We start from the raw sequence: 14,784 nt of genomic DNA, 5'->3' as shown, positions 1-14,784 counted from the left end.
GAATGGGCGTGGAAAGCGCTCGCGCCGACCTTACAGGTCGAGCACCAGGCGCTCCCCCTTGGGACGCGAAACGCAGACGTAAATGATGTCGTTGGCGGCTTTTTCGGCATCGGACTGAAGAACGTCGCGATGCTCGACCTCGCCTTCGAGCACGGGGATACCGCAGGTGCCGCAGGCGCCTTCGCAGCACAGGCTGTCCGGCGCCGCCCCGGCGCGCGCCAGACCGTCGAGCAGGGTTTCGTCCTCGGCGAGCGTGAACTGCTTGTCGCTGCGCGCGAGCTCGATCCGGCAAGGCGTGGTACGCGCTGCCGGCGCTTGCGATGCGCCGCGGAAGCGTTCCATTTGCAGTGCGCCCGGAGGCCACGCCCGTGCCGCGTCGGTCAAGGCGTCCAGCAGGCCTTCGGGGCCGCAGGCATAGACCCCGGTCTCCGGCGTGTAGTCGCCCAGCAGCGCACGCGGGGCGAGCCTTCCCTGCGTGGCGGAGGCGTGCAGGTGCAACTGTGATGCGGGCAGGAACGCGCGAAGTTCGTCGAGGAACGCCGCCTCGTCCCGGTGACGTACCAGGTAATGCACCTCGACCGTATCGCCCCGCTCGACGAGTCGGCGCGCCATGGCGACGAGCGGCGTGATGCCGATCCCGCCTCCGATCAGCCGGTAGTGCTGCCGGTCGTCGGCGAGGGGAAAGCGGTCCCGGGGCGCAGAGACGCACAGCCGCGTACCGACGCTTGCCTGCTCGGCCAGGAAGGCGGATCCCCCGCGGGATGCCGGGTCATGCAGCACGCCGATGCGATAGCGGCCGTGACGCGCGTCGTCCAGCAGCGAATAGTGACGTATCAGGCCATTGGGGAGGCGCACCTCGAGATGAGCGCCCGCCGGGGCCGGCGGCAGGGCGGCGCCATCGGCGGCGACCAACTCGATCTGGTAGATAGCGCTCGATAGCCGCTGGTGGCTGTCGATCACGACCTCGAATGGCGTCGCGGTCATGGCATGTCCTCCTCAACGTTGCTGGTGCTGCCAGTCGTCATGCAGCCAGAAGGGTGCATCCGAGGGCGCCGGAGGCGCGTGGCCGAGGATCATGTCGCTGGCCTTTTCGGCGATCATGACGGTCGGCGCATTGGTGTTGCCGCTGACCACGCGAGGCATGATCGAGGCATCGACCACGCGCAGACCACTGATGCCATGCACGCGAAGCTCGGGGTCGACCACGGCCTCCGGATCGTCGGCCGGTCCCATCTTGCAGGTGCCGGCGGCGTGATAGCCGGTTTCGGTGGTGGCGCGCGCCCAGGCATCCAGCGCCTCATCGCTCTGGCAGTCGGCGCCGGGGGAGATTTCCTCGCCCCGCAACGCCGCGAAAGCCGGCTGCTCGATCAGTTCCCTGACGCGACGCACGGCCGCGCGCATGTCGGCGCGATCGCGCTCGGTGGCCAGGTAGTTGAAGACGATCTCCGGCGCCTGTGCGGGGTCCGCGCTCCTGAGGCGCAGGCGGCCCATGCTCGTGGGGCGCATCAAGTCGATGTGCACCTGGAACGCATGCTCGCGCAGGCTTTCGGTGGTGCCGGGCGCGATGGCCAGGGACATGAACGTCAACTGGATGTCGGGATGCTCGACCCCTGCCCGCGAGCGGATGAAGGCGCCGGCATCGAACTGGTTGCTCGCCGCGAGGCCGCGCCGGTCGAGGAACCAGCGCATGCCCAGCCACCACTTGCGGGGAGCGTGGGTCCAGGGGGCATGCGAGACCGGCCGGCGGCAGCGGTATGCCACGACGGTGTCCGGGTGGTCGCTGAGGCGGCGGCCCACGCCCTCGAGCGTATGCACGCGAGGAATGCTCCAGCGGGTCAGTTCGTCGTCGGGGCCGATGCCGGAGAGCATCAGCAACTGGGGACTGTTGATGGCGCCGCCCGCCAGGATGACCTCGCGGGTGGCGTGTGCCCGGTGCAGCGTGTCGGCGTGGCGATATTCGATGCCTTCGGCACCGGTCTCGCCGATCAACACGCGCTGCGCCAGCGCATGGGTCACGACCGTCAGGTTGTCGCGCGTCTCGGCGCGCGCCAGGTAGCCACGCGCCGTGCTCCAGCGCCTGCCGGCGCGCGTCGTGCGATCGACGCGGCCGAAGCCTTCCTGACGATAGCCGTTGAGGTCGTCGCTGGCGGCATAGCCGGCTTCTTCGCCGGCGGCCAGGAAGGCTTTTGCCAGGGGATCCTCGGGGCGCCCGGCACTGACATGCAGCGGCCCCGTCTCGCCGTGGTAGGCATCGGCGCCCAGTTCGTGGGTCTCGGCGCGGCGAAAGTAGGGCAAGACGTGCCGGTAACCCCAGCCGGGAGAGCCGGCATCTTCCCAGGCATCGTAATCGCGGGCGTGACCGCGGATGTACACCATGCCGTTGATCGACGACGAGCCGCCCAGCGTGCGTCCACGTGGTGTGGCGATGTGCCGTCCGTCGAGGTAGGGTTCGGGACCCGACCAATAGTGCCAGTTGAAGCGTGGTCCATCGATGGCCGCCCCCATGGCGGCCGGCATGTCGATGGTCCACGAGCGATCGCGGGGGCCGGCTTCGAGCAGCAACACCCGGGATTCGCCATCGGCGGTGAGTCGGTCGGCCAGCACGCAGCCGGCCGATCCCGCCCCGACGATGATGTAATCGTAATCTCGATGAGTCGTCATGCAGGCATCCTGTGGCGAAGGGCGGAAGGTCAACGCGAGGCCTGATAGGCGTCTTGCGCGCGGGTCTCGCCATCCGCGGTGGTCACGCCCTCGAGCCAGGCGTTGACCCGTTCGGGGTGCGACTGGATCCAGGTCGCGGCGACCGCTTCCAGCGGCTGGTCCTCGCGGCTGTAGGCGTAGACCCACTGGTCCTGGACGGCGATGGGCACGACCATGTTGTCGAGAAAGGCGATGACGTTGGGATGACGCTCGGCGAAGTCGCTGGCGACCACCGTGGATACCGAGCTGGCGTCGCCCCAGAGGTTCTCGGGGTCCTCCAGGTAGCGAATGTCGAAGTCGACGTTCATCCAGTGCGGTTCCCAGCCCAGGAACGCGACCCATTGCTCGTTGCGGATGTCGCTTTCGACCTGCGACATCATGCCGGTCTCGCTGGACGCGGCGACTCGCCAGTCATCCAGGCCGTAGGTGCCGTCGTCGATGGCGTTCTGCATCAATTCGTTGCCGACATTGCCCGGCTCGATGCCATAGAAGGTGCGGCCGAAGCGTTCCGCGTGCTCGGCGAGATCGGCCATCGAGTGCACACCGGCGTCCCACACGTATTCGGGCACCGCGAGCTGAAAGCGCGCGCCGTCGATGTTCTTGACGACTTCGACCAGCTCGCCGGCCGCCAGGCGGGGCTCGAGCATGCCGCTTTGCGACGGCCGCCAGAGCGCCATGTTGACGTCGAGATCGCCGCTCGCCATGCCTTCCAGGATGATCGACGAGCTGGCTTCCCGCAGCGAGGTGCGATAGCCGAGCGTGTCCAGCAGTTGTCGCGCCACTTCCGACTTGACGGTGGCGCCGGGCCATTGCGGCGTGCCGAAGCGGACCATGTCGTCCTCGGCCTGGGCGAGCCCGAAAGGCGCGAGCAGCAGCGCGCCCATGGCGCCGCCGAGCAACGTGGACGTCAAGCGGCCCAGTGGGGTGCGGTGTCGGGGGGTAGCGGTCATGGGAGTCTCCTCGTGATGTGTTGTCGTTGTGTTGCCGTCAGGTGCGGCGAGCGGGCCTGCGCGAGCTCAAAAGCCGCACACGCCGCCACCGTCGACGGACAGGATGGCGCCATGGGTGAAGCCGGCCTGGGGAGAGGCGAGATAGAGCACGGCATCGGCGATCTCTTGCGGTTTTCCCATGCGTTGCAGGGGCGCTCGTCGATGGGCCGCGTCCAGGTAGGCGTGTGGCTCGCCGCTGGCCTCGGCGGCGTGCTGAATCATGTCGGTCTCGACATTGCCCGGGCACACGCAGTTGATCCGTATGCGGCCGGCCAGCTCCAGGGCCAGGGCGCGGGTCAGGTTGACCACGGCGGCCTTGGCACCGGAGTAGACGCTGCTCGGTGGGAAGCCGATCAGGCCGGCATCCGAACCCAGGTTGACGACGTTGCCGCCACTGGCCTCCAGGTGCGGTAGCGCCGCCTGGAGGCAGAAGAAGGTGCCGCCCACGTTGACGCGGAACGTGCTGTCCCAGTGTTCCTGCGTGACCGCTTCGAAGGGCACTTCCTCGAAGACGCCGGCGCAATTGACCAGAATGTCGAGCCCACCGAGGCGCGCGACGGCAGTTTCCACGACCGCCCGGCACTCGGCCTGGGTGCCGATCTCGCCCACGGCGGATTCCACCGTGGCCGAGGCAAGCTCGGTATTCGCCAGCGAATCGCGGAACGCCTCGACGGAGGCCTCTCGGCGCGCGCCGATGGCGACGCGCGCCCCCTGTTCGAGAAAGCGCCGTGCCGTGGCGGCGCCGATACCGCGGGCGCCGCCGGTCACCAGCACGCGTTGACCGGTGAATGTCATGACGGCGCCTCCTGGGGCGTGCTGGCGTCACCCTGCAAGGCCTGGAACACCAGGCGGTGGAAGTGCAGCACCAGATGCTCGCTTTCGTTGCTGCGTGCGGCATCGATCATGTAGCGGCCCTGATCGTAGCCCAGCGAGTGCAGGCCTTTCTGCACGCTGATGTTGAGTTCGATGTCCTCGGGGCCGAGTTCTTCGTTCATCCAGCGCATGCTGGCCCTGGTCACTTCCGGCAGCGTGTCGTGCGGGGTGTAATACCCGAAGCGCAGGATCGAGCGCTCGGCATCCAGCGGGATGATCATGAACGTGCCCATGCACTGCGAGAAGGGGAACTGGTAGAAGGTGTTGTGCGGCCAGATGCCGATGTTGAAAAAGCCGTCGCCGTTGCCGGCCGGACGCTCCAGCGGCACGCCGTATGCCTGCTTGGCATCGGCATTGGGCGGTGCGCCGTAGGTCCACCAGTTGTCGTGATGGGTCAGGCGGTAGCCATCGAAATCGATCAGGGCGGCCAGGTCGACGTGATGGGGCCCCGAAAGCTGGAAGTGATAGCCCTCGATGGAGTTGTCCATGATCACTTTCCAGTTGGCCGGGACGATGACGTCGTCTTCCTGGATCAGTTGCATGGCGTCCAGGTCCGGAATCGCCTCGCGGATGGCGGCCTCGGCCCCGGGGAAGAGCGTCTGCATGTCGGTCGCGTCGGGATCGAGATTGAAGTAGACGCACCCGGCGAAGACTTCCAGGCGTACCGGTGGGATGTGGTAGTCGTCGACATTGAAGGCCGCGATCCGATCGCTGCGCGGTGCGGCACGCAGGCTGCCGTCCAGCCCGTAGCACCAGGAATGATAGGCACACCGGATGACGCCCTTCTGCACGCCGCGTGTCTCGTCGAGCAGGCGGTTGCCACGGTGCTGGCAGACATTGTGAAAGGCGTGCAGCTCGCCCTGACGGTCCCGCATCACGATGACGCTCTGATCGAAGATGTCGCGCACCACGAAGGCGCCGGGCTCGGTCACCTCGTTGACGTGGCAGGCGAAATGCCAGGCACCCATGAAGATGCGGTCACGTTCGGCGGCGAACAGTTGGGGGTCGTAGAAATAACGGGACGGAAGGGTCAGTGCCTTTTCCGCGGGCTGCTCCGCCCACGCTTGGGGAGTCGTGTCGGTCATGTCCTGCCTCATGCAAGCGGTTTGTGTCGTTGGTCTGGCACAAGGCTAAGGCGGCACCGAACGGCCCACATGATGTTTTCTGACACGACGTGGCGGACCGGTTGATAATAAACGGCGTTTTTGCGTCGCTATCGATCAAATCGGCATGACGAAAAAAGGCGAGCCCCCTGGCTATCTCATGGGTTGTCTTGATGTTTCACGACATGAGGCGTCACACCCATTGCCGGGCCGTCGTGTCCCGGGCGGCATCCAGCATCTCGAGCATGGCCCGTGCGGCATTGGAAAGCGTCCGGCTCTTGTGGAACAGATAGCCCAGCGGACGCTGGATGGGACGGTGATCGATGGGAATGACCTCGATCTCGTCGTCGATCATGGTTTCGGGCAATACGCTCCAGCCCAGGCCGATGGCGACCATCATCTTGAGGGTTTCGAGGTAATTGGTGGACAGCGAGACGTTCACCTGCAGGCCGTCGCGGGCGAAAGTGTCCACCACGATGCCCCGGGTGAAGGTAAGATGTCCCGGCAGCACGGCGTCATAATCGGACAGTGCCGACAGCGCGACCGTGTCGCGCCCGGCGAGGGCGTGCTCGCGTCCGCAGACGAAGCGCAACTGGTCGATCCACACCGGCACCACCGTCAACGCCGGATCGGGGACCGGGGCCAGCGTGACCACGGCGAGCTCCAGATCGCCGTCCAGCACGCCTTGATAGGCTTGTTCCGAGTCCAGAAAGCGCATGTCCATGCGTACGTCCGGGTAGGCCTGGGTATAGGCCTTGAGCAGCGGTGGCAGGCGGTGCAGGCCGACATGATGGCTGGTGGCCATGGTCAGGCTGCCGCTGATGTCGCCGCTGAGATTGGACAGCGCGCGACGGCTGTCATCGAACATCACCAGGATCTGGCGGGCGCGCGGCAGCAGGGTGCGACCGGCTTCGGTGAGCGTCACGCGGCGGTTGAGTCGGTCGAAGAGCTGGGCGCCGACCTGCCCCTCGAGGCCCGCGATGCGCTTGCTGACGGCGGGCTGGGTCAGATGGAGCTGTTCCGCGGCGAGCGAGAACGAGCCGTGGTCGGCGACCGCGAGGAAGGCTTGCAGGCTTTGCGTGTCCATGAGCGCGCTCTCTCGGGCAAGTATTCTACTTTGGAATCCAAAGCATAAATAACATGAATTGCGTTTATCCATAAGCCCCCTTAGGCTTGGGGACATCGAGGTTGCGCCGCTTATCGCGGCGCGTCATCAGCGAGATGTTGCAAGACGACATAGAGCGTCATCGCCCAATCTTCCCGGTCGGGAAGGCACGAGTGGAGGAGATTCCATGGCAGGCCAGACTCTTTACGACAAGCTCTGGTCGCGGCACCTGGTAAAGGAACGCGACGATGGCACGGCGTTGATCTATATCGATCGTCACCTGCTCCACGAGGTGACCTCGCCGCAGGCCTTCGAGGGTCTGCGGCTTGCCGGGCGCAAGCCGTGGCGGCTGGATACCAATCTCGCCACGCCGGACCATAATGTGCCGACCACGCTCAAGGAGCGTTCCGAGGGCAATGCGGGCATCGTCGATCCGGTCTCGCGCATTCAGGTCGAGACACTGGACGACAACTGCGCGAGCTTCGGCATCGAGGAGTTCCGCATCAACGATGCGCGTCAGGGCATCGTGCATGTGGTCGGGCCGGAGCAAGGCGCCACGCAGCCGGGCATGACGGTGGTCTGCGGCGATTCGCACACGGCCACGCACGGAGCCTTCGGGGCCCTGGCGCACGGCATTGGCACCTCCGAGGTCGAACACGTGCTGGCGACCCAGTGCCTGATTCAGCGCAAGATGAAGAACATGCAGGTACGCGTCGAGGGCGAGCTGGGGCTCGGCGTGACGGCGAAGGACATCGTGCTGGCGGTGATCGGCAAGATCGGCACCGCCGGCGGCACCGGCTACGCCATCGAGTTCGCCGGCAGCGCGATTCGCGACCTGTCCATGGAAGGGCGCATGACCATCTGCAACATGGCCATCGAGGCCGGCGCGCGCGTGGGGCTGGTCGCGGTGGACGAGACGACCATCGAATACCTGCGTCGGCGCCCCTTCGCGCCCAGCGAAGAACATTGGGACGCGGCGGTCGCCGACTGGCGCGAGCTGGTCTCCGACGACGATGCGCCGTTCGACAAGGTGGTCGAACTCGACGCCGCCGAGATCGAGCCGCAGGTCACCTGGGGCACGAGCCCGGAAATGGTCGCCGGTGTCGGCGCACAGGTACCGGATCCCGCCGCCGCCGGCGACGAGACCGTGCAGCGCGGCGTCTCGCGTGCCCTCGAGTACATGGGGCTCCAGGCGGGGCAGCGGATCACCGATATCCGCCTCGACAAGGTCTTCATCGGGTCGTGCACCAACTCGCGCATCGAAGACCTGCGTGAAGCGGCCAGGGTCGCCGAGGGACGCAAGGTGGCGGATTCCATCAAGCTGGCGATGGTCGTGCCCGGTTCCGGACTGGTCAAGCGCCAGGCCGAGGAGGAGGGGCTGGACAAGATCTTCCTCGAGGCAGGCTTCGAATGGCGCGAGCCTGGGTGTTCCATGTGCCTGGCGATGAACGCCGACAAGCTGGGAACCGGCGAGCACTGCGCCTCGACCTCCAACCGCAATTTCGAGGGTCGCCAGGGGTACGGCGGGCGCACGCATCTGGTGAGTCCCGCCATGGCCGCCGCCGCGGCCATCGCCGGCCACTTCGTGGACGTGCGCGATTTCGGGGCCGGCCGGGCCGCCAACGATGACAGTCAGGTACAGGAGGCGTGAGCATGCGACAGTTCGATCGTCATCAGGGCCTCGTGGCGCCCATGGACCGCGCCAACGTGGATACCGACCTGATCATCCCCAAACAGTTCTTGAAGTCGATCAAGCGCACCGGTTTCGGGCCCAATCTGTTCGATGAACTGCGCTACCTGGACGAGGGCTACCCGGGTCAGGACGTCGCCAAGCGTCCGCTCAATCCGGATTTCGTGCTCAACCAGCCGCGTTACCAGGGCGCCAGCGTGCTGCTGGCACGTCGCAACTTCGGCTGCGGCAGCTCGCGCGAGCATGCCCCCTGGGCACTGGAGGACTTCGGGTTTCGCGTGATCATCGCGCCGAGTTTCGCCGATATCTTCTTCAACAATGCCTTCAAGAACGGCCTGTTGTTGATCACGTTCGACGAGGCCACGGTGGACCGGCTGTTCCAGGAAGCCGAGGCCGAGGAAGGCTATCGTCTGGATGTCGATCTGGAAAAGCAGCAGGTCACCACGCCCAGCGGCGAAGTGCTGACCTTCGAGGTCGACCCCTTCCGCAAGCATTGCCTGCTCGAAGGGCTGGACGATATCGGCCTGACCCTGAAGGACGCCGACGCCATCGAGGACTTCGAGGCACGGCATCGTCAGGCGCGGCCGTGGCTATTCCGCCAGGCGGGCTGACGGTCGCTGCCGACCCTTCATGAACCCCTGGGCGAGCGCGGGATGCCAGGTCATCCGGCGCTCGCCCGAGACGTCATCAGTGATGCATCGAGAGAGTACGCCATGAGTCGCAAGATTCTCGTCCTGCCGGGCGACGGTATCGGCCCGGAAATCACCCGCGAGGCGGTCAAGATCCTCAACGCGTGCCGCGAGGCGGGCCTGGAGGCCAGCATCGAGGAAGGTCTGGTCGGCGGGGCGGGGATCGACGCCCATGGCGTGCCGCTTCCCGACGAGACGCTGGCGAGCGCCAAGGCCGCCGATGCAGTGTTGCTGGGGGCCGTGGGCGGCCCCCAGTGGGACAAGATCGAGGATCTGTCCAAGCGTCCGGAGAAGGGGCTGCTGGGGCTGCGCAAGAACCTCAACCTGTTCGGCAACCTGCGCCCGGCGCTGCTGTATCCGCAACTGGCCTCGGCCTCGAGCCTCAAGCCCGAGATCGTCGCCGGGCTGGACATCATGATCGTGCGCGAGCTCACCGGCGGCATCTACTTCGGTCAGCCGCGGGGCATCGAGGAGCGCGACGGCGAGAGGGTCGGGTACAACACCTATATCTACGCCGAGCACGAAATCGAGCGCATCGGCCGCGTGGCCTTCGAGATGGCGCGTGAGCGTGGCGGCAAGCTCTGCTCGGTGGACAAGGCCAACGTGCTGGAGGCCACCATCCTGTGGCGCGAGGTGATGGAGCGGCTGGCGCCGGAGTATCCGGATGTCGCGCTGTCGCACATGTACGTCGACAACGCGGCCATGCAGCTGGTGCGCGCGCCGAAGCAGTTCGACGTCATCGTTACCGGCAACATGTTCGGTGATATCCTCTCCGACGCCGCGGCGATGTTGACGGGCTCGATCGGCATGCTGCCCTCGGCCTCGCTCAACGAACAACGTCAGGGCATGTACGAGCCCTGTCACGGCAGCGCGCCGGACATCGCGGGACAAGGCATTGCCAACCCGTTGGCGACGATCCTGTCCGTGGCCATGATGCTGCGCTATTCCCTCGAGGCGCCGCAGCTCGCCGAGCGCATCGAACGCGCCGTGGGGACGGTACTCGACCAGGGGCTGCGTACCGCCGATATCGCGTTCGAGGGCACGGCGCCCGTCTCGACCCAGGCCATGGGCGATGCCGTGCTGGCGGCTTTCCAGGCGCAATGAGCGTGACTGACGTATCATGGCCGTACGCCCATTCGTAGATTTCAGGAGGACGACACATGCTTAGAGTCGGTTTTGTCGGTTGGCGAGGAATGGTGGGGTCCGTCCTCATGCAGCGCATGCGCGAGGATGGCGATTTCAGCGGCCTCGAGCCGGTGTTCTTCACCACCTCCCAGGTCGGCCAGCCCGGTCCCGACATCGGTGTCGAGGTTCCCCCGCTCAAGGATGCGCGCGATCTGGAGGCGCTCAAGCGCCTCGACGTGGTGGTCACCTGCCAGGGTGGCGACTATACGGAAAGCGTCTACCGCCCGCTGCGCGAGGCCGGCTGGCAAGGCTACTGGATCGATGCCGCCAGCACGCTGCGCATGGCGGACGAGGCGACCATCGTGCTCGACCCGGTCAACCGTCACGTCATCGAGCGCAGCCTTGCCAACGGCGGCAAGACGTTCGTCGGCGGCAATTGCACCGTCAGCCTGATGCTGCTGGGGCTGGGCGGCCTGTTCGAGGCCAACATGGTGGAGTGGATGACGTCCATGACCTACCAGGCCGCCTCGGGATCGGGCGCCAAGCACATGCGCGAGCTGCTTTCCCAGATGGGCGCGTTGCATGGCTCGGTGGCCGCCTCGCTGGCGGACCCCGGCAGCGCGATTCTGGATATCGACCGTCAGGTGACGCAGACCATGCGCGGCGGGGACTTCCCCACCGAGCAGTTCGGCGAGCCGCTGGCCGGCAGTTTGTTGCCGTGGATCGACAAGGCGATGGACAACGGTCAGAGCAAGGAAGAGTGGAAAGGCGGGGTCGAGAGCAACAAGATTCTCGCCACCGGCGACTCGCCGATCCCCATCGATGGCTTGTGCGTGCGCATCGGCGCGATGCGTTCGCACAGCCAGGCGTTCACCATCAAGATCAAGCAGGACGTGCCCCTTGACGAGATCGAGGATCGTCTGGCCAAGCACAACCAGTGGGCGAAGGTGATCCCCAACGACAAGGACGCCACCTTGAGCGGCCTGACGCCGGCCGCGGTGACCGGCACGCTGGACGTGCCGGTCGGGCGCCTGCGCAAGCTGGCCATGGGGGGCGAATACCTGTCCGCCTTCTCGGTGGGCGATCAGTTGCTGTGGGGGGCGGCGGAACCGCTCAAGCGGATGCTGGGCATCCTTCGCGAGCAGCGTTGATCGGATCGCCGGTCAGGCAATGAAAAGGGCGCCCCATCGGGCGCCCTTTTCGTTGGGGGAGCGAGCAGCGTGTCAGAACTGCGCTTCCTCGGTGGAGCCCTTGAGGGCGGTCACCGACGACACTCCGCCCTGGATGACGTTGGTCATGTCGTCGAAGTAGCCGGTGCCCACTTCCTGCTGGTGAGCGACGAAGGTGTAGCCGCGTTCGGCGGCCTCGAATTCCGGCTGCTGGACCTTCTCGACGTAGTGCTTCATGCCTTCGCCCTGAGCGTAGCTGTGGGCGAGATCGAACATGTTGTACCACATGTTGTGAATGCCCGCTAAGGTGATGAACTGGTAGGTGTAGCCCATGTCGGCCAGGGCCTGCTGGAACCCGGCGATCTCGGCATCGTCGAGGTTCTTCTTCCAGTTGAAGGACGGCGAGCAGTTGTAGGCGAGCAGTTGCCCCGGATATTCGCGATGGATCGCCTCGGCGAAGCGCCTGGCTTCGTCGAGATCCGGCTTGGCGGTTTCGCACCAGATGATGTCGGCGAAGGGCGCGTAGGCCAGGCCTCGCGAGATGGCCTGATCGAGGCCGGCATTGACCCGATAGAAGCCTTCGGCGGTGCGTTCCCCGGTGATGAAGGGCTTGTCGTAATCATCCACGTCGGCGGTGATCAGGTTGGCGGCATTGGCGTCGGTGCGCGCGATGACCAGCGTCGGCGTGCCCGCGACGTCGGCGGCCAGACGGGCGGCGACCAGCTTCTGCACGGCCTCCTGCGTGGGCACCAGCACCTTGCCGCCCATGTGGCCGCACTTCTTGACCGCGGCGAGCTGATCCTCGAAATGCACGCCACTGGCACCGGCACGGATCATTGCCGTCATCAGTTCATAGGCGTTGAGCACGCCGCCGAATCCCGCCTCGGCGTCGGCGACGATGGGGGCGAAGTAATCGACGAAGTCGGCATCGCCGGGGTTGGCGCCCTTCTGCCACTGGATCTGATCCGCGCGGCGGAAACTGTTGTTGATGCGTTCGACGACCTTGGGCACCGAGTCCACCGGATAGAGCGACTGGTCGGGATACATCGACAGGTAGCTGTTGTTGTCGGCGGCGACCTGCCAGCCCGAGAGATAGATCGCCTCGATACCTGCCTTGACCTGCTGCATGGCCTGGCCGCCGGTCAGCGCGCCGAGGCAGTTGACGTAGCCCTTGCGGGCCTCGCCATTGACCAGTCGCCAGAGCTTCTCGGCGCCGCGGCTGGCCAGCGTGTGCGCTTCGTTGACGCTGCCGCGAAGTCGAACCACATCTTCGGCACTGTACGGACGCTTGACGTCCTTCCAGCGCGGATTCTCGTTCCAATCCTTTTCCAACGCAGCGATTTGCTGTTCGCGTGTCTGGGACATGTCGCTTGCCTCTTGGTCGTCGTGAGCATGTGGGGCGAGCCCGAAAGGGCGATCCACGTCGAACCGAGGTGCCGTCTTTTTCGCCAGGGCGGGCCTGGTGGCGCGGTTGTTGCGCTGCGATAAAACGATCGTTTTAACCTCGGCTTTGAGGAAAATATGACGCACACGAGACGCGGCAACAATGCGTAGTTAGGCGCAGATTTCGTTGTAGTTTGACTACAAGATGCCGCCATGCAGCGGCGTCTTGTAGCCCTGTTTCGGGAGGGGCATTGCGAGCGACGACAAGCTATTGAAAAGTCAGGCTCATGTGGCGGTGGGGAATGTTGGCGTCGAGGAAGGTCTCGCCGTGGGCGACAAAGCCGAGACGTTCGTAGAAGGGAATCGCGTAGGTCTGGGCATCGAGATGCACGGCGTCGTGACCTTGCTGACGCGCCTTTTCCATCACGGCTTCCATCAGACGTAGCCCCAGCCCCTGGCCGCGACCCTCGCGCAGGATCGCGACGCGGCCGATATGGCCGTCCGGCAGCAGGCGGGCGGTCCCCATGGGCCGCCCCTCGACACGCAGCAGTACATGCAGGCACCGGGGATCGCGACCGTCCCACTCTTCGTCTTGCGGGACCTGCTGTTCCTCGATGAACACGGTCTTGCGAATCGCGCTGCAAGCCGCCCCCAGCGTGGCCCAGTCACCGCTTGCGATCTCGAGCGTCATGTCACGCCTCCTCGTCCTCGGCATCCTCGTCCTGCCACTGCAGACTGCCGCGGTTGAGCAACTCGGTGAGCAGCGACAGGGCAGCGTCGTCGAGATGTTCTGCCAGGGTGGCGGCATGCAGCGGCGTGGTGTCGGCGAGCAGGCGGGCCAGCGGCGGCGGGCAGGCATGACCGTCGCCATCCACGAACAGGGTGGTCTCGCCGTCTTCATCATGAAAGGCGAAGCGCGAGCCCAGGGCGCGTTCCAGGTAACGGCCTTGTGCCAGCGCCTCGGCGGTGGCCGCGCTGTCCATCGGCGTGTCGAGCGGGGCGAGCTGATCGACGTACTTGGGCTGCGTCATGACACGGCCGAACCACTGGGCCATCTGTGCCGGGTCGTCGATGACCGAGAGCATCAGTCGCCGCAGCCGGGCGATGGCCTGATCGTCGAGTTGACCGGCATGCGCGCAGGGAGCGAGATCGGGGTCGGTGTAGCGCCGGGAATCGGGCTGCATTTCGCCGAGATAGTCGGCGAACGAGGTGATGACCTCGTCGGCGGAGGGGGCCCGGAAACCGATCGAATAGGTCATGCAGTCGGCGCTCTGGCTGACGCCGTGATGAGCGATGCGCGGCGGCAGATACAGCATGTCGCCGGGCTCGAGCACCCAGTCCTCGTCCGCCGTCACCTCGAAGCGCTCGAGCATGCGCAGGTCGATGCCCGAGACGATCGGGGCATCGTCGGGCTGCTCGCCGCCGAGTTGCCAACGCCGCTGGCCGCTGCCCTGGAGCAGGAAGACGTCGTAATTGTCCACGTGCGGCCCCACGCTGCCTTCGGGAGGCGCGTAGCTGACCATGACGTCGTCGAGTCGCCAGCGCGGCAGGAAGTCGAAGGCATCGAGCAGGGCTGCGACCTCGGGGACGTAATGGTCGACGGCCTGAACCAGCAGGGTCCATTCTCGGTCGGGCAGGCGCGCGAAGGTGGCGTCATCGAAAGGCCCGTGGCTGACCTGCCAGGGCTTGTCGGGGCCCTGGGCTTCGACGAGCCGGGCCTCGATGCCGTCTTCGCAGGCCAGGCCGGCGAGTTCCTCGGGGGCAAGCGGCGACGCGAAGTCGGGGAATGCGCCACGAATCAGCAGCGGTTTTTTCTGCCAGTAGTCACGCAGGAAGGTCTCGGCGGTCAAGCCGCCGAGTATCGATAGGGGGGTATTGGCGGACATGGGCACTACCTCTTGCAATGCTGACCGTGGGTGGCTTGGAGTCGAGGCTGTTCCGGCGACAGGCCTGCGCGA

The 14,784-nt window shown here is 65.9% G+C and carries 13 protein-coding genes; 4 read left to right on the top strand and 9 right to left on the bottom strand.

All coding sequences use genetic code 11. The annotated features are described in order from the left end of the window. Positions 1-30: 30 nt before the first annotated feature. The 6 genes from CSAL_RS12475 to CSAL_RS12450 all read right to left on the bottom strand — a co-directional run bounded on the left by CSAL_RS12475 (position 31) and on the right by CSAL_RS12450 (position 6,752). Positions 31-984, bottom strand: coding sequence for a PDR/VanB family oxidoreductase (locus CSAL_RS12475; RefSeq protein WP_011507752.1), 954 nt, complete (start codon positions 982-984; stop codon positions 31-33). 12 nt (positions 985-996) lie between these two features. Next, positions 997-2,661 carry a choline dehydrogenase gene (locus CSAL_RS12470; protein ID WP_011507751.1) on the bottom strand — a complete coding sequence of 555 codons (1,665 nt, stop codon included), beginning with the start codon at positions 2,659-2,661 and terminating at the stop codon, positions 997-999. Positions 2,662-2,690: 29 nt separating this feature from the next. Then, a complete protein-coding gene (locus tag CSAL_RS12465) occupies positions 2,691-3,650 on the bottom strand; it encodes an ABC transporter substrate-binding protein (RefSeq protein ID WP_011507750.1) in 960 nt (319 codons plus the stop codon). 66 nt (positions 3,651-3,716) lie between these two features. Continuing rightward, complete coding sequence (locus tag CSAL_RS12460) at positions 3,717-4,484, bottom strand: SDR family NAD(P)-dependent oxidoreductase (protein WP_011507749.1); 768 nt, start codon at positions 4,482-4,484, stop codon at positions 3,717-3,719. Then, the gene (locus CSAL_RS12455) at positions 4,481-5,647 is read right to left on the bottom strand and encodes an aromatic ring-hydroxylating oxygenase subunit alpha (RefSeq protein WP_011507748.1); all 1,167 of its coding nucleotides are present in this window, start codon (positions 5,645-5,647) and stop codon (positions 4,481-4,483) included. Before CSAL_RS12455 ends, CSAL_RS12460 begins: the two co-directional genes overlap by 4 nt. A 211-nt stretch (positions 5,648-5,858) precedes the next feature. After that, entirely contained in the window at positions 5,859-6,752 is an 894-nt protein-coding gene (locus CSAL_RS12450; protein ID WP_035415200.1) for a LysR family transcriptional regulator, read from the bottom strand. 205 nt (positions 6,753-6,957) lie between these two features. Here CSAL_RS12450 and leuC point away from each other — a divergent pair, with 205 nt between their 5' ends. From leuC to asd, 4 genes are all read left to right on the top strand, one after another. Beyond that, positions 6,958-8,421: a 3-isopropylmalate dehydratase large subunit gene (gene leuC / locus CSAL_RS12445; protein WP_011507746.1), complete on the top strand. Its 1,464-nt coding sequence runs from the start codon at positions 6,958-6,960 to the stop codon at positions 8,419-8,421. A 2-nt stretch (positions 8,422-8,423) separates the two neighbouring features. Beyond that, positions 8,424-9,071 (top strand): 3-isopropylmalate dehydratase small subunit, encoded by a 648-nt coding sequence (gene leuD, locus CSAL_RS12440; RefSeq protein WP_011507745.1) that lies wholly within the window; start codon positions 8,424-8,426, stop codon positions 9,069-9,071. 102 nt (positions 9,072-9,173) lie between these two features. Continuing rightward, positions 9,174-10,253 (top strand): 3-isopropylmalate dehydrogenase, encoded by a 1,080-nt coding sequence (gene leuB / locus CSAL_RS12435; protein ID WP_043558529.1) that lies wholly within the window; start codon positions 9,174-9,176, stop codon positions 10,251-10,253. Between the two features lie 56 nt (positions 10,254-10,309). Further along, positions 10,310-11,425 (top strand): aspartate-semialdehyde dehydrogenase, encoded by a 1,116-nt coding sequence (asd, locus tag CSAL_RS12430; RefSeq protein WP_011507743.1) that lies wholly within the window; start codon positions 10,310-10,312, stop codon positions 11,423-11,425. A 72-nt stretch (positions 11,426-11,497) separates the two neighbouring features. Here the strand turns inward: asd and aceA are convergent, their stop codons facing one another. The 3 genes from aceA to CSAL_RS12415 all read right to left on the bottom strand — a co-directional run bounded on the left by aceA (position 11,498) and on the right by CSAL_RS12415 (position 14,712). Then, positions 11,498-12,808, bottom strand: a complete 1,311-nt coding sequence (gene aceA, locus CSAL_RS12425) for an isocitrate lyase (RefSeq protein ID WP_011507742.1) — start codon at positions 12,806-12,808, stop codon at positions 11,498-11,500. A 286-nt stretch (positions 12,809-13,094) separates the two neighbouring features. Further along, positions 13,095-13,517, bottom strand: coding sequence for a GNAT family N-acetyltransferase (locus CSAL_RS12420; protein ID WP_011507741.1), 423 nt, complete (start codon positions 13,515-13,517; stop codon positions 13,095-13,097). A gap of 1 nt (position 13,518) precedes the next feature. Next, a complete protein-coding gene (locus CSAL_RS12415) occupies positions 13,519-14,712 on the bottom strand; it encodes a cupin domain-containing protein (protein ID WP_011507740.1) in 1,194 nt (397 codons plus the stop codon). Positions 14,713-14,784: the final 72 nt, after the last annotated feature.

The organism is Chromohalobacter israelensis DSM 3043, assembly GCF_000055785.1.
GTDB classification, from domain to species: Bacteria; Pseudomonadota; Gammaproteobacteria; order Pseudomonadales; family Halomonadaceae; genus Chromohalobacter; species Chromohalobacter israelensis.
Note: the sequence above shows the minus strand (reverse complement) of the source record. Positions and strands in the feature narration are given on the sequence as shown.